Below are 16,015 nucleotides of genomic sequence, written 5' to 3'. Positions count from 1 at the left end.
AGCATGAGGGGCGCCTATATATGAAAGAATATCCGGTTGTTTTACTAATGGGGATAATTATATAATTTATTTATTGTTAGTTGCGAGAGCAATCATGACAGGCAGAACTTCCTTGTATGTAAGCCGAGATAGTCGATTATCCTTAATCGCTCTAAAAAACGCATTCACGAGGTGTTCGTGATAAAGCCTGAGTTCCGTTTTTTCCATCGTTCCAGAATCCGTTTTTGCCTACCGGATTGAAAAATTGGGCGACACAAGAAGAGGAGATGAGAAGATGCGGATTAAAAACAAGTTGATCGCCAGTTTCGTCGTCCTGACGGTTTTTTGCGCCGGTGTTCTCGGCGTCCTGGCCGGGATGAAAGCCGATGAGGCCCTTACACGGGCAGCCGCTAAAGACAGCGAACACATCACCGAATCGATCCAGAGCATGGTGGGGATCCGCCAGGCTGCGCTGGAAGAACAACTAAGGTTTAACATGAAAGAGGCCCAAACGGAATTGGCTGACTTTGGCGAAGTCCGCCTAGAGGTCGGTGAGCCCACGCAGGTGGGCAAGTACAACTTGCCGGCCCTGTATGCCGGCAATCAGCGGTTGACCCTGGATACGGCGTATGTGGACAAGCTCCAGGAAACGATCGGCGGGACGGCGACGGTCTTTTTGCTGCATGACAATGAACTGGTGCGGGTCAGCACGAACGTCCTCGACAAAGAGGGGAAGCGTTCCGTCGGGACCTCGATCAAGAGCGATTCGCCTGTGTACCAGTCGATCCTGCGCAAACAGCCCTTTCAGGGCCGCGCCTTTGTGGTCACAGGCTGGTACATCACAGGATATACCCCTTTGACGGACAAGCAGGGTAAAGTCTTGGGCGCCCTTTACGTGGGCGTCAAGGAACAGGATCCGATCCTGGAAAAAGCCGTCGCTGACATCAAAGTCGGCCAGAACGGCTATGCCTTTGTCATGGATACGGCAGGGGACTTTATCATTCATCCCACCTTGAAAGGCAAGAACGGCAACGACCTGCCCTTCATCCAGCAGATAATCAAAGAGAAGAACGGCAAGATGGAATACGATTATGAAGGAAAAAAGAAACTGTCCATCTTCCGTTACTTTGAGCCCTGGGACTGGTACATCGTTGCCAGCGTCAATGTGGATGACCTGCGCGCCGAAGCGGCCCGCTTGATTACGACGCTGATCATCGCAGGGCTGGTGATCGCCGGAATCGCGGTGGCTGTCTCGCTGACACTGGCCAACTCCCTCGTCAAACCCATTTACCGGCTGAAGGAATTCATGGAGACGGCCAGCCGGGGGGACTTGACGGTTCGTTCGGACATCGATGGAACTGATGAGATCGGTGACCTTTCCCGGAGTTTCAACACCATGATCGCCGCCAACCGGGAGGTCATCGTGGGTCTTCGCAGCGCCGTGGATCAGATGACATTGTCGACGGAACAGGTGGCCCAGGCAGCGGAAAGCGCCAACAAAGGGATGGCCGAGGTTTCCGCCGGCGTCGAAGGGGTGGCCCGTGACGCCATTCATAACGCGGACGCCCTGAAAGAGGCAGGCAAGGGCTCCGACGAGGTGGCAAAAACGGCCCAACATGTGGCCGAATCGGCCACATCGGCCTCCCATGACAGCGCCATCGTCAGTGATCAGGCGGCAGAGGTCTTGAAAACGATGGACCTCGTCGCCGGAACAGTGGTAAATCTGGATACCAGCCGTAAGGAAATCGCAGCAGTCGTCGGCCAACTGGTTGAAGCGACAGAAGGCATCGCCGGATTTGTCAACATCATCACCGGTATCGCCGAGCAGACGAACCTGCTGGCCCTGAACGCCGCGATTGAGTCGGCCCGGGCAGGCGAACATGGCCGAGGCTTCGCTGTTGTCGCCGAAGAGGTGCGCAAACTGGCCGAGCAGTCGGGGAAATCCGCCCAGGAGATTGTCAATGTGATCGCCGATATGCAGGCGAAGACCCGGGACGCTGTGGCGATGAGCGACAGAACGGAGGAACAGATCGTCGCTACGTCCGGCCAGGTCCAGGCCATGATGGCAAAGGTCCAATCGATTGTCGACGCTGTCGGCCGCGTGAACGGCCAAATCCAGGAGATCGCCGCCGCCGCCCAAGAACAGTCGGCGCTGAGCGAGGAGATGACGGCGACCATCGGTGACTTGTCCGGTTCGACGCAGACCTCGGCGGCTTTGGCCCAGCAGATGGCGACGGGGGTGCAACTCCAGGCGAGCACCTTGGAGGAAATCGGGGCGACCATGGAGGAACTGGACAAGATGGCTGCGGACTTGCTGGAAAAGATCAAGCGGTTTAACGTATAAGGTTCCCTACCAAAACAAACATGACAGTGATACAAAGAACCCCGGCCTTGCGGCATGGGGTTCTTTTGTTGTGCGCCCGGCATGAGCGAAACGCTAAGGTGCGAACGTATGGTAGATTAGCGGAATTCAACGTTGTCGATGGTATAATCAAAGGGCGGAGGTTATCGATGTGAAACTGAGGTTGTTGATGTGAACGGGATGACACGCTTTTCTTCTAGGCGGATGGGATTAGAAGACATCAAATACAGCATGCTGTTGTTCATGTTCTCTGTCTATCCTTTTCTGGCGAATCCAGCCATTCAGGATTACTTTGAGATGCGCTTTTTCCATTTGGCCGTCTTTTCCGCACTGGCCCTGTATGTTCTTTTCAAGGAACAAGTCAAGATACGCCATCCCTTGTTGATCCCGCTGGCCGCTTTTTTGGGGTTTTCCCTGATCGCCACGTTGCTGGCAGCGGACCCAAAAGTGGCGTGGACGGGGAGCTACCGGTGCACGGGCTACATGACCTATGTCTTTTGCGCCGTTTTGTTTGTCTTGGCTTATCAAACAGGCAGAAGGGAAAAACTGCTCAACGGGATGTTCTTGGCGGGAGTCATCGTGTCCACTCTGGCGGTCCTGCAGTTTTACGGGATCAATCTCGTTCCCGACAGCGATCTGGACGGGCTAGTCTACAGCACGATGGGGAATCCAAACTGGCTTGGCGCCTATCTCGTACTGATTCTTCCCGCCGCAGTGATTGTTTCGATCCGTTCTTCCGGGTGGCGAAGCCCGGCTGCTGCAGCAACGCTGTATGCCGGTCTGTTGGTCAGCAATACGCGGGGCGCATGGATCGCCTTTCTCGTCGTATTTAGTTGGATCCTTGTTCGTCATTTCCACGACCCATTCCAGCGGAAACGCATCTATATAATCATGATGATTTTCCTGGCCATCACCGCCTTATTGGCGTTCTCAAAGGACGGCGTTCTGCTCAGCAGGGCCTATAGCATGAAAGCAGAGATCAACGATGCCGTAACGCTTTCCAATCAAGCCGGTTCTTTTCGGATGTTGATATGGAAAGAGGTTTTAAAACTGATTCCTCAGCATTGGGCCTTTGGCCTGGGGCCGGACCACCTCATGTACGCGAACATCCGTATGCCAAATGGGATGGTCCAGACAAAATCCCATAATTTCATTCTGGAAATCCTGATCACGACCGGAGTCTTTTCACTCATTGCGTATCTCCGTTTTTTAGGCTATTTTCTGATGAATTGGCAGTCGGGTGAGGGATTTATCTATTTCGCGATGATCCTGGGATATGTGCTTCAGGGGCTCTTTTTACACGATGTGATCATGGTCGTGCCCCTATTCTGGATCATCCTTGGCTTTGCGGCCAGCCATTTGCATTCGCGCCCCCTTTGAAACGATACTGGAGAGAATTCGCCACAAGCGTTTTAAACTGAAGGAAGGACAATGAACCCATGAAAGCGATCATCGAAGCGAAAAACCTGGTCAAACGCTACGGCGATTTTACCGCTGTCAACGGCGTCTCTTTCTGCATCCGCGAAGGAGAGTGTTTCGGCTTTCTCGGTCCCAACGGCGCCGGGAAAAGCACGACGATGAGGATGCTCTACGGCCTTTCCCGCGTCGATGCGGGGGAACTCATCCTGATGGGCGAGAAGGTGACGCTGACGCCGCCGTCCTTGAAGGCCCACCTCGGGATCGTCCCCCAGGAGGACAACCTTGACCCTGATCTGACGGTCCGGGAGAATCTGCTCGTTCACGCCTCCTTTTACGGGATCTCCGCTACGCAGGCGGCGGCTAGGACGGAGGAACTGCTAAACTTCATGGCCCTTGAGGAAAAGGCTGACGCCGATGTGGAGAGCCTCTCGGGCGGGCTCAAGCGCCGCCTGGTCATTGCCCGCGCCCTCGTCAACGACCCTAAGATCGTCGTCCTTGATGAGCCGACAACCGGCCTCGACCCGGCGGCGCGCCATCTGGTCTGGCAGAAGTTGCGCCAACTGAAGGAACGCGGCATCACATTGCTCCTGACGACCCACTACATGGAGGAGGCGAGCCAACTCTGCGATCGGCTGGTGATCATCAGCGAAGGGCGCATCCTCGCTGAAGGGGCGCCGGACTGGCTGGTGCAGACCTTTATCCCCCCTGAGGTGATTCAGGTCAATATCCCGGCGAGCGCTTTGCCGGAGGGTCTGGCCGCCGAGGCGGAGCGGCTGGGGGCTCATCCTGTCATCCACAGCGAGATGACCTTCTTATTTACCGACGAGGGGGACCGGCTGTGGGAGCAAATCCCGGCGCTGGGGCTCAACCCGCGCCGATGCATCCACCGTCCGAGCAACCTGGAAGACGTTTACCTCACCTTGACCGGAGGGAGCCTGGGCCATGACGATTAACGCTTGGCGGGTGTTTCGCCGCCATCTCCATGTGCTGAAGAAGACATGGATGACCAACCTGATGTTCAACTTTATCGAGCCCTTCTTGTACCTGGTGGCCATGGGTTTTGGCCTCGGCAGTCTGGTGCAGGAGGTCGAGGGGGTCAGTTACCTTCAGTTCATCGGGCTCGGCATGATCGCCTCTTCGGCCATGTGGGCGGCCACCTTTGAGGCCACTTACGGCAGCTTCGTGCGGCTGCATTTCCAAAAAACCTACCATGCCATGCTGGGAACGCCGGCCACGGTCGCTGATGTGGTCTTCGGCGACCTGCTGTTCGCGTCTCTGAAAAGCCTCATTTTCGGGGCCGTCATCCTGATCGTCGTTACCAGCCTCGGCCTCGTCCATTCCGCCTGGGCGCTGCTGATCCTGCCCTTTTTGCCGGTTCACGGCTTCTTTTTTGCCACGGCGGCCCTCACCTTTACGGGATGGAGCAAGCATATCGATTACTTCAATTATTACATCACCTTGTTTTCGACGCCCCTTTTCCTGTTTTCGGGTATCTTTTTCCCTGTGAGCACGCTGCCCGGTTGGGCGCAGAACCTCGCTTGGTTGAATCCCCTTTACCACAGTGTCGAAGTGGTCCGTCAACTGGGGCTGGGTCGCCCGGCGCCGGTCTTGCTGGTTCACCTGTTGGTGCTCCTCTTGCTGTCAGCGGCCTTGGCTTGGGCGCCGGTGCGGTTGATGGAGAAACGGCTGCTCCAGTGAGAAGGGGCAATGTTGAGGCGTTGCGATTCGAATTCGATATCTCCACAAAAACTTGGTATGTGACATAAGATCTGGAAAGAATTTATTGCAAACGAGTATATTCATGATGACAATTGTCGTATAATCTTCTTAAGATAGTGCATCATATCGGAATACGTAGTGTGTGAGTGACTCGAGGGTGAGACAGGCAGGCCGATCCGGCTGCCGGTTCACCCTTTTTTTTTACATCAGGAAGAAGCAGAAGGGAAAGTGTATGAGGGAGGTAGAGGCATGAACATTCAGACGCGGATGCTCCTTTCCATCTTGCTCGTGGTGGCCCTTGTCTTTTCGGCGGTTGTGGCCATCAGCATCGTCAAGACCCGCGAGATCGTCATGGAAAGCGCCCAGGAAAAGGCGCTCCTCCTGGCGCGCGAGCAGGGTAACCTGGTGAAGATCAAGTTGGAGGAATCGCTCGTCACCACCCGGGCGCTCGCCGGTTCTCTCGGCGGGCTGAAGCAAAAAGGGTTTCACGACCGCGATCAGGTGATCGGCATGCTCACAGAGGTGTTGACCAACAGCCCATCTGTGCTCGCTGTCTGGACCTGCTGGGAGCCTGATGCCTTTGATGGACAAGACCGCCGGTTTGCGGGGACGGCCGGCCATGATGGGACAGGACGACTGGTCCCCTATCTGGCCCGAGTTGGTGGAAAGATCAACCTGGAGCCGCTCGTCGATTATGCTCAGTCAGGTCCGGGGGACTATTACCTGTTGGCGCTCAAGTCCGGCGAAGAGCAGGTGATCGAACCCTATGAGTATCCCGTCAACGGTCAAACATACTTTATCACTTCGCTCGTCAGCCCGATCATCATCGGCGGGCGGGTGGTCGGTGTCGCCGGTATCGACATGGCCATCAATTCCATGCAGGATGAGCATGCGGCCATAAGGGTTTTTGAGACAGGGAGCTTGCAACTGCTCTCCAACGGCGGGACGATCGTCAGCCACAAGGAAGCGTCCATGGTCGGCAAGACCCTCGTCGACAGCGGTGACGAGGCAGGGGCGGCTTTGACCCAGGCCGTGAAAAAGGGGGATGTGTATACGAAGCAGGGATACTCGTCCTTGTATCATAAGGATGTGATTCGGATCAATGTTCCCGTTTCGATTGGTCAGACGGGGACGCCCTGGTCGATCGGTGTCATTGTGCCTGTCGATGAGGTCTTTTCCGGCTCGAAACGCCTGTTGCTGCTGCAACTGAGCGCAGGCGCCGCCGGTCTGGTTTTCCTGGTCCTGGTTATCGGGTTGATCGCCCGTCAGATCGCTACGCCGATCCGCCTGGCCGCATTGCGGCTGGAGCGGGCGGCTGAGAACGATTTTTCTACTGGCGATGTCCGTGCAGAGTATCTGGCGCGAACAGACGAGATCAGGTTGATGGCTCGGGGAATTGATCGGATGAATCGAACCATGTGTGAGACCGTCAGCCACTTGAAAGAGGCGGGGCAGCGCTTGTTCGATTCGGGACAGTCCCTGGATCTTCAGGCCCGCGACCTGTCTTCTAACATGCAGATCGTGTCAGCGTCGACGCAGGAGATCGTGGCGTCGATCCAGAATGTGTCGGCGGCTACGGAGGAGGTCACGGCTTCAGCCCAGGAAATGGCGGCCTCCCTGTCCCATCTGAACGGTAAGGCGGAAGAGGCCGAACGGACAGCCTCCGATGTGGGCGAGCGGGCGTTGCAATTGCGTAGCGACGCCGACGCGGCGCTGCAGTCGGCCCGGGAATTGAGTGAACGGATCAACATCAACATGGCCCGGTCGATGGAAGAGGCGAAGGTGGTTGAACGCATCTCCGATTTGACTGACGCGGTGGCGAACATCTCGTCGCAGACGAATCTCCTGGCGCTGAACGCAGCCATTGAGGCGGCCCGGGCGGGAGAACAGGGGCGCGGGTTTTCTGTGGTCGCCGAGGAGGTGCGCAAATTGGCTGCCCAGTCGACGGAGGCGGTTGCCCAGATCCGCTCGGTGACTGATCAGGTGCGCCTGGCCATCGGTGATCTTGTCGGAAATTCCGGCGAGATCCTCCGCTTCATCAATGAAAAGGTACGCGGCGATTATGATCGCTTTGCCGGAGTCGGGCGTCAGTATCAGGATGACGCCGATCGTTTCCTGGGGGTAGCCCGGGAGACGGGCGCCATGAGCCGCCATGTGCTGGCCATGGTGGAGGAACTGACGCGTGCCTTTGAATCGGTGGCGGCCATGACGACGCAGACGACGACGGGCGCCACCGATATCGGGCGGGAGATGGAGAAAGCCAGCGATGCCCTCAGCCGCATCGCGGAGGTGGCTTCGGCCCAGTTGGATTTGTCGGAACAACTGCAGGGGATCGTGGTCAGGTTCAAAACGTGATCGAGCGCGGTGGCGCAGGCCAGCCAAGAACGGTATGGGAGGAATCATATCGTAAAAGGGATCATGGCAAAAAGGGAGTATAGCGAAAAAGACGTCCTTCGGGTTGTTGCCGAGGGACGTCTTTTTCATTTTGACGTGAGGAGAAGTCTAGGGATGAGTGGGGATGAGTGGCGCGTAGGGGTGCTCGGGGAAGCATGAAGATGCTCGAGCTGTGTGCCTGCCGTTACTCCGGAGAATCCTTGCGCCGATCTTTCCACCGCTTGTAAAGCCAATAACCGCCCCAGCCGAGGAGGCCGAAGGGAAGGAAGAAGATGGCGGCAAGGAGCGCCGTTTTCAAGAGGTAGCTGAAGGCGTTGAGCGAGGTGGACAAAGCGCCGCCCATCTCTACGCCGAAGCCCGACCAGATGGAGGTTTGCACGCCGGGGTTTACTGGTCTTTCTTGCAGTTTGACGGTGATGGTAGACATTTCGACGCTCTTTTCCAGGCCTTGCAGCCGCCCGTTCAGGCTTTCTATCTCGCCGCGGGTGGAGGCGATCTCTCGCTCCAGTTCGAGGATCGTCTTGAGTTCGCCTGCTGTGTCGACGAGGCGGAGCAGCCGCCGTTCCTTCTCTTTCAGCGCGTTGAGGCGTGCCTGCCAGTCGACCAGTTGGTCGGTCACATCCTTGGTGTTCATCGTCTGAGAGAGCACCTTGCCTGCCTGGGTGATATCTTGGAGGGCTTCATCGAGACGAGGGGCTGGCACACGCCCCTTGACGATCGCTGTTGGGTTGTTGCCGGTCGTGTGCATATTGCCCTCAAGTATGTAGCCGCCGAGGGAACGGAAGATCTCCTGGACCTGCGCTTGAGCCGTTTCCATGTTTTCCACCCGCAGGTCCATGTCGACGGTGTAGGTCATCTTCCGGTCGTTCACGCCCGCAGGCGGGATCGGCGCTTTTCCGCCCTCTGGGGAGGCTTTGTCAGCGGCGGCCTGTTCTGCAACCCCGTTGTGCGGGGCAGAGGAGGGGCTGCCTCCCGCCTGGTTTTTTTCCGGGTTCGATGAATCGCTGCGGCTGGAAGCGCCGCAGCCGGAAAGGGTAAGCAGCAGGATGAGGCAAAGAGAGAGGGACAAGCACCGGAAAAGGGGTGGCAGCCGCATCAGAATCCCTTCCTTTTGTGAATTTTCTTCATGGGACATCTTCATGGAATCACTTCATCAATGATGAGACGATTGGATATCCTGGTTGGTTCCGCCTTATTCGGTATACATTGTGAGAAAGCGCTCCGGCAGCAGCGCACCTTTTTTTCCCCTCCTGAATATGATGGGAGCGCAATGGAGGAGCAAAGAGGTGAGGAAATGGCCGTCATCAAGGCGCCGACGGACCAGGTCAAGATGCTGGCCCGCCTGATGCGGGCCGAAGGGGAAGGCGAAGGCGAACTGGGGATGCTCATGGTCGGCAATGTGGGTGTCAACCGTGTCCGGGCGAACTGCCTTGACTTCCGGGGCATCCGATCGCTCCAGCGCATGATCTACCAGTCGCCCGGCGGGTTTGAAGCGGTGCAGCGGCCCTACTTCTACCAGAGAGCCCGAGAAAAAGACATCCGTCTGGCGCGGCGCGTCGTCAGAGGGGAACGCCGGCATCCGGCCAGCAACGCCCTGTGGTTTTTCCGGCCGGGAGGCGCCGGCTGTCCAGGAACCTGGTACAGACAGCCGAACACTGGAAAGTTCAAGAAACACTGCTTTTTTTCGCCGCTACGGAGGAATTGCCCCGACGTGTACAGAGGGTAGAAAGGATGTGCTTTCATGGATCGTGAAGAGATGAGACCGATCGCAGGAAGACCGGAGTATCCGGCCCAGCCGGGTCCTTGCGATCAAGACGCCTGTCGCCCAGAGCCCTATCCCCTGCCTGCCCAACCGATGTATCCCATGCCGGAGATGCCGGCGCCGGGTCCCATGACCGGCCCCATCGCAGCACCCATGCCTTGCCCTATGCCGGGCATGATGCCGGAGATGCCTGGGATGATGCCCCAAATGCCTGGGATGATGCCGGGAATGCCGGGGATGGTCAGCCCCATCGGCGCCTACCCCATGCCGACCGTTCCCTATCCCCCCAGCGGCGGCATGATCCCGGGCGGTCCTGTCATGGAGGAAGGCCCCCAGGTGCCGGGCATGCTGCCGCTGGAGCAGTCGTACATTGAAAACATCCTCCGCCTCAACAGGGGCAAGGTGGCCACCATTTACATGACCTTCGAGAACAATGTGCAGTGGAACGCCAAGTGCTTCCGCGGGTGCATTGAAGCCGCCGGACGCGACCACATCATCCTCAGCGACCCCAAAACGGGAAAACGTTACCTCCTGCTGATGGTGAACGTCGATTACGTGACCTTTGACGAGCCTATCGCCTACGATTACCCTGGGTATCTGGCGTCACCCGTGCGCCAGCGGTGAGCCAGCAGTGAACCAGCAGCGATGCTGAAAGGAAAGGCCCGCAGCCGGACGGCAAGCGGGCCTTTTTCGTGCCAGCAGATAGCATGTTAAAATGACATAGGCGCGTAAGGCGAACCGCCGGACAGGGAAAACCATGCTGACGCCTAGACCGTTTCGCTAAAAAATGGTAGTATGAAAATAAATAAGCTAAATCTGTACAAAAATCGGCGAGGGATTTATGGAGAGTAGGGAACAGGGTTTCACCATCTTGGAGTCGATGATCGCCCTTACGATTTTGTCCATCATCGTGCTTGCCGCCACCAACGCATACATTTTTTCCACTTTCCGGGGGAAAGAGGAGCAAAACAGGACAACGGCGCTGGCCTTCGCGGCGGAACAGTTGGAACGGTATAAAGAAGAATTTTCGCGCGATCATCTCTTTGATTCGGGTGGTCATCTCTATAGAAAAGGAGCGGATGGTGAGTGGGCACTATACACCATCCCGGTCATACCCGATAGCGCTCCCCGAAACAACATGGTCTTTCACTCGAAACTGGTTGTCACATCTAGGGGAATCGACGACAAGTCCCCCTCAGTAGGCAAAGATGGGGTTGAGCAAGATTTGCATGACAATCAATTGCTTCAACTGTCCGTTACCGTCTCTTGGCCGGCTGCAGCACCGGCGGTCGAACAACAGTCAGTTCAATTGACCACCTTTGTCAAAACGAGGTAATCAGTATGGGGCGCCGGATAAAAAGCGATGAGCGTGGCATGACCCTGGTGGAAATGTTGACGGTGGTTGCAATTCTGTCGATTTCCTTTACAGCCATCTACGCCATGATTCAAATGAACACTCGCGTGCTTGAGCGAGAAAGCAAAAGTTTCGAAGCCCGTTCGGGCGCCTATGATCAACTCAACAATCTCCTCCGGGATGCCCAGAAAGCTCGGAAAGTCGACATAAACAGTCTCTCCTCGCCAAATCGCACTCAGTTGGTATTACATAACGAGTTGTTTACCCCCAACGGAATCAAGACGTATTTGCTAACTGACGCCGATGGCGACGGACGGTACGTCCTGTCTATTGACGGAACCAATGTTTCTGATCTGCAAGTCAATCGGCTTAATGGACGCCCGTTTTTTGATATGACTGGCAAAAATGTGCTCACTGTCGCGATGAGTTATTGCGATAGCAGCGCTCACGGTGAGGAGACCGTACTGGAGACGTCTATCGCGAGCAGAGTCTATGGCCCCTTGGCTCGCATTGACGGTTTGACCTTATCGAGCGTGTTAACAAATATCCGCTTTAATCCATCCATATTTTATTATTCAGCCACCGGACAAGCAGGCGTTAGGATTTCCCTTAAAGCGGATTACGACGATAACACATATGATGTAGCAGCAATTTTAAATGGACAAAAAAAGAATTTGTCCGATGGCGACACAATAGAGATGGAGGCGTTGAACCGCGGCGAGAACAAACTGATTGTAACGATATTCCCGGATTCACCCGATGGTGTGGTAGAGGAAGAAGATAAAGTAAACTATGAGGTCTTGATCTATGGCGAATGAAATAGAGAGATGCTTGACGTTGCGGAAACCTGACGACACGGAACGAGGTTCAATCATTCTGGTGCTGTTGATCGCGATTGTCATGATGACGACGGCGACCGTGTTAATCGAAGGCACTCTCTCGGAATTCCTTTCGGACAGAAACCGGCAAAATGATATTGTCGCCCGCTATGCGGCGGAGGCAGGGGCGGAACAGTACTTATATGAAGTGGTGTGCAAGTTAAACGAACAAAAAGCATACACACTGCGAAGCGAGTCGTCCATTACCCCGCCACTGATGACAGGGAGCACAAATTGGGAAGTGGAAGACGAATCGGGGAGTATAGAGCCGATTCGAAGCGATCTTTCTTACTATACATACCTGGATATTTCCGAGATCGACGATAACAATGATTTTGGATGGACGTCTACGAGTCCGGGCAACAGGCTTCCCGATGGCGGTTTTTTTCTGTTAAACCCGTCTGTCGGCATTGCGATCACCAACAACTCCAGTGAAGAAGAGAGTGCCTCATTTATTGAAGAGGAAAGACAAAATCCGAAAATATACCTGCCTACCATTCCGGAGATCGGGAGCGAACCGGTTGATTCTTTTCAATTGAGATTCACCGTGACCGCCCAAACAGCTGCCGGTATTTCCCGTGACTTAGAAGTGACCTCCGGATTTAACGTCAAATTGAAAGAGAACCATGAGGAATACTCCCAAAGGTTTTATAATGGCAGCTTTATCACGACTATGGAATGGGAGTTTGAACTTCTAAAATAAATCGAATGCCCGCGCTGAGGAGCAGTTAAATTCTATATAAATTTTTCGTTAATCACGGAAGCACGATAGGAACGCGAAAAACCCCCGTCGAAGTGACTCCTATTAGATTTTGCATGAGGCGTCGTCGTGAATGTGTCTATGACCGGAGATTATTTAGATGAAAAAAGAGCGAGGGAGGTGAAGTCTTCGTGGGCTCCCTAAGACGGAGACCGAAGACGAGAGATGGGACATTGGAAGAAGTTGCTCAGCTTGGTTACCCTTTGCGCCTTCTGGGCAGCCGGCCTGACGGGACTTTCCCCCGCATGGGCGGCAAGTGGCGCCAAGTATTACGGGCCATCCCAAGACGCGAACAACGGCAACTGGCGTGACAAGTATGTTGCTATGGAGAAAACGCCGGAAGCCGATTTTATGATCCGCGTAGGGGATATCGACAACTTTGCTACCGGTTGGGACCAGGGCTTCGATCCTTTTAGTGGTGAAAAGACGAAGAATACGCACCCCTTTCCGCCGCGGACCAAGCCTGCTGACGAGCCGAACGGCTTAGATGTGATCATGATTGGTTCCAAAGCAAAAACGAATCCACTCTTGCGTCCCAATCTCGATACAGAAGAGCATAAGGGACATGACGGCTACAGCGGCATGACAGCAACAATCAAAAAGTCTGGCAATAACTATACCGTAGTCAGTCAAGGGTATCCCACTGCGATGACAACCGTTCCCATCACCATCGACTTTAGCCAGTACAAAGACTCGATCTACAAACAGGGCATTGACAAGGCAATGCTACAGTTGTATCTGGATGACTTTCAGGCAACCCGTTTCGGCACAAAGTACAAGGTGTGGCTCAACGGCCAGCGTGCATACTTCATGGAACCTGCGATTAACTCCCTGGCCCAGAGCGGCCCAAGAGGGCAGTTGGTGACCATTCCCATCCCCGATGAATTTCACCCCTTATTGCTCAGCGGAAAACTGACAGTCAAATTTGACGATGATGAAACAGGTTACCCAGACGGATTTGCTATCGATTTTGCTAAACTGCTGATCGGGGTGAAGAAGACCGCTAGCACCGGCGCGATCAGTGGGAAAGTGAAGGACAAGGAAAACGGGGGCAACCTGGAAGGGGCTACAGTGGAGATTCCGGGACTGATGTCTACCACGAGTGATCGCAACGGCGATTTTCTCCTGGAGAATGTGCCTGCTGGGTTGGCCTTTGTGACGGCCTCTAAGCCTGGGTACGAAAGTTTGACCCAAAACGTGGATGTCCGTGCTGGGAAGAAGGAGGAAGTGCATTTTCCACTCCATTATGGCGGTGATATTAAAGCGCCGAACGGCAGCGTGACCATCAACGGAGGAGCGGCAACCACCGGTTCTCCCGCTGTTTCCTTGACATTGTCAGCCGAGGATCCTGGCCCCAACGGAACAGGTGTGAAGCTGATGCGCTTTTCCAACGACGGGATCAATTGGACGCAGTGGGAAGCCTACGCCACTTCACGCGCCTACACCTTGCCTGGAAGGGGCGGGCTCAAGTGGGTCTACGTTCAATTCATGGACGGCGCCAACAATGTAAGCGACACCGCTTCGGCATCCATCACCTTCGTGCCCCAGGTCAGTTCCATCGCTTTTGATCAGAGCAGTTACAGCGTTGCTGCGGGGATGAAGGGCAACGTCAAAGTGACCGCCTATTTCAACGATAATACCAGTCTCGATGTATCCACAGATTACAACACATCCTATTACAGCAGCGACGAAACTGTCGCCACGATAGCCGGCGGGACAATAGCGGGCGTTCAAATGGGTACGGCGACCGTGACAGTTGCTTACGGCGGCAAGAGCGCGACGGCAAATGTAACAGTCGGCGCTCCCGTGCTCTGCGGCATCACCTGGGGCTCCAACAACTATACGGCGCCGAAAGGCGCGACACAGAATGTGACGGTAACGGCGCAGTACAGTGATCGATCCACAAAAGATATCACTTATGACCCGGGAATCAGTTGCAAGACCAGTAACTCAAATATTGCCACCATCAGCGGGGGGGTTATCACAGCCAAATCTGAGGGGGCCGCCAACCTGACAGCGGTGTACGGTGGGTTTAGTTCCATCTGCACTGTCTCGGTCACCTCGGCTGCCGTAAAGGCGCTCAGTTGGGACCAGACACGTTACGCGGTGCCCGATGGGGAAAGCAAGGCCTTCACGATTCGCGCAATATACACAGACAATTCTTCACTGGATATAACCACTGACCCCAACATCTCAATTGCTACTGCCAATGCGGATATCGCGACTGCAAACCGCGGTATGATCATGGGCCACATGCAGGGCACTACAGTTCTGACAGCTACTTTCAGCGGCGTCAGCCAGGAAGCTTCAGTGACTGTAGGCTCGCCGGTGATCAAGGACCTCACCTGGGAGGGCTCCCCGTATACAGTCATTAAGACAAAAACGCAAACCTTCCGAATCACTGCCACCTACTCTGATGGAAGCACCGCCGATGTTACCTCATCTGTTTCCTATTCAGCGGATAATAGGTCGGTGGCTGACGTAACAACGCCCGGTATTATCGAAGGGAAGAGCGCCGGGGAAACGGTGATACGCGCCACCATAAACGGCATTAGCAAAACAGCCGTCATCAACGTGGTGGAAGCAACCGTGCGAAGCATATACTGGGATAAGGCGGAATACTCGCTATATAAGAACGCAAATCAACCGATTCGGTTAATGGCGGAACTCACCGATGACACTTCAGTGGACATCACCCATGATGCTGCTGTTATCTACCAATCTGATAATGAGGACGTCGTTGTCGTCAACAAAGACGAAGGGAAGATCACCGGCGTCGGCGCCGGTACAGCGACCATTACTGCGACCTACGGCGACATGTCAACCGGTGCAAACGTGTCGGTCCTGTTTAAGAGCATTGCGGACCTTAGCAAGTTGATTATCGGCGAGTATAAGAGTGATGGGCTGATTACCTACTATGGAGAATTGAATCCAACACTCCATGACAGTAAAGACGATTACTACATGATCAATGTCACCGAATGGGCGCCTTTGTTGGATGCCTCAACCTATAGCTATAAGCTTCCGATTATCCTGCAAGCCGCCGACCCTGATGCAACGATTAGCGTAAATGGTCAAACGGTGCAGAAGGATGAACGAGGGGAAAATCCCTTCGAAATGACATTGACGGTCGGAGGCGTTAACTGGTTCAAAATCATCGTCACCGCCCAAGATGGAACGTCAACACGAGTCTATTCGGTTGGTGTCTATCTCCCGCCGGCGATGGTCAATCCCGGCAATATCGAGTCAAGGACCTCTATTGATATCAACCAGTGGAATAACTAAACTGGCGGACCCCCGACTTTTTCGGGGGTTCTTTTTTGCGCCAAATGATTGAAAAAAGGAAAAATCGCTACCAAAGGCGAAAAAGGGGAAGAATAACATGATA

General features: G+C 54.8%; 12 protein-coding genes. 11 read left to right on the top strand and 1 reads right to left on the bottom strand.

Annotated elements, in window-relative coordinates; all coding sequences use genetic code 11:
* Nucleotides 1-274 precede the first annotated feature (274 nt).
* The 5 genes from GTO91_RS15925 (at nt 275) to GTO91_RS15905 (ending at nt 7,834) form a co-directional block, all read left to right on the top strand.
* Nucleotides 275-2,323 (top strand): methyl-accepting chemotaxis protein, encoded by a 2,049-nt coding sequence (locus GTO91_RS15925; RefSeq protein ID WP_161259721.1) that lies wholly within the window; start codon nt 275-277, stop codon nt 2,321-2,323.
* Between the two features lie 198 nt (nt 2,324-2,521).
* Nucleotides 2,522-3,721, top strand: coding sequence for an O-antigen ligase family protein (locus tag GTO91_RS15920; RefSeq protein ID WP_235919652.1), 1,200 nt, complete (start codon nt 2,522-2,524; stop codon nt 3,719-3,721).
* 59 nt (nt 3,722-3,780) lie between these two features.
* On the top strand, nt 3,781-4,713 hold the full coding sequence (locus GTO91_RS15915; RefSeq protein ID WP_161259719.1) for an ABC transporter ATP-binding protein: 933 nt from the start codon (nt 3,781-3,783) through the stop codon (nt 4,711-4,713).
* Entirely contained in the window at nt 4,703-5,458 is a 756-nt protein-coding gene (locus GTO91_RS15910) for an ABC transporter permease (RefSeq protein ID WP_161259718.1), read from the top strand. Before GTO91_RS15915 ends, GTO91_RS15910 begins: the two co-directional genes overlap by 11 nt.
* A 270-nt stretch (nt 5,459-5,728) precedes the next feature.
* Nucleotides 5,729-7,834, top strand: a complete 2,106-nt coding sequence (locus GTO91_RS15905) for a methyl-accepting chemotaxis protein (protein WP_161259717.1) — start codon at nt 5,729-5,731, stop codon at nt 7,832-7,834.
* 223 nt (nt 7,835-8,057) lie between these two features.
* Here the strand turns inward: GTO91_RS15905 and GTO91_RS15900 are convergent, their stop codons facing one another.
* Nucleotides 8,058-8,969, bottom strand: coding sequence for a DUF4349 domain-containing protein (locus GTO91_RS15900; RefSeq protein ID WP_161259716.1), 912 nt, complete (start codon nt 8,967-8,969; stop codon nt 8,058-8,060).
* Nucleotides 8,970-9,167: 198 nt separating this feature from the next.
* Here GTO91_RS15900 and GTO91_RS15895 point away from each other — a divergent pair, with 198 nt between their 5' ends.
* The 6 genes from GTO91_RS15895 (at nt 9,168) to GTO91_RS15870 (ending at nt 15,912) form a co-directional block, all read left to right on the top strand.
* Entirely contained in the window at nt 9,168-9,599 is a 432-nt protein-coding gene (locus tag GTO91_RS15895; protein WP_161259715.1) for a cell wall hydrolase, read from the top strand.
* A 15-nt stretch (nt 9,600-9,614) separates the two neighbouring features.
* Nucleotides 9,615-10,259: a spore coat protein GerQ gene (gene gerQ / locus GTO91_RS15890; protein WP_235919647.1), complete on the top strand. Its 645-nt coding sequence runs from the start codon at nt 9,615-9,617 to the stop codon at nt 10,257-10,259.
* Between the two features lie 217 nt (nt 10,260-10,476).
* Nucleotides 10,477-10,971 carry a type IV pilus modification PilV family protein gene (locus GTO91_RS15885; RefSeq protein WP_268894895.1) on the top strand — a complete coding sequence of 165 codons (495 nt, stop codon included), beginning with the start codon at nt 10,477-10,479 and terminating at the stop codon, nt 10,969-10,971.
* Nucleotides 10,972-10,976: 5 nt separating this feature from the next.
* Nucleotides 10,977-11,807: a type II secretion system protein gene (locus tag GTO91_RS15880; protein ID WP_161259713.1), complete on the top strand. Its 831-nt coding sequence runs from the start codon at nt 10,977-10,979 to the stop codon at nt 11,805-11,807.
* The gene (locus GTO91_RS15875; RefSeq protein ID WP_161259712.1) at nt 11,797-12,570 is read left to right on the top strand and encodes a pilus assembly PilX N-terminal domain-containing protein; all 774 of its coding nucleotides are present in this window, start codon (nt 11,797-11,799) and stop codon (nt 12,568-12,570) included. The genes GTO91_RS15880 and GTO91_RS15875 overlap by 11 nt, the downstream gene beginning before the upstream one ends.
* Nucleotides 12,571-12,792: 222 nt before the next feature.
* Nucleotides 12,793-15,912 carry an Ig-like domain-containing protein gene (locus GTO91_RS15870; protein ID WP_161259711.1) on the top strand — a complete coding sequence of 1,040 codons (3,120 nt, stop codon included), beginning with the start codon at nt 12,793-12,795 and terminating at the stop codon, nt 15,910-15,912.
* The last annotated feature ends 103 nt before the right edge of the window (nt 15,913-16,015 follow it).

This window comes from Heliomicrobium undosum (assembly GCF_009877425.1).
GTDB classification, from domain to species: Bacteria; Bacillota; Desulfitobacteriia; order Heliobacteriales; family Heliobacteriaceae; genus Heliomicrobium; species Heliomicrobium undosum.
This window is presented reverse-complemented; position numbering and strand designations above follow the sequence as displayed.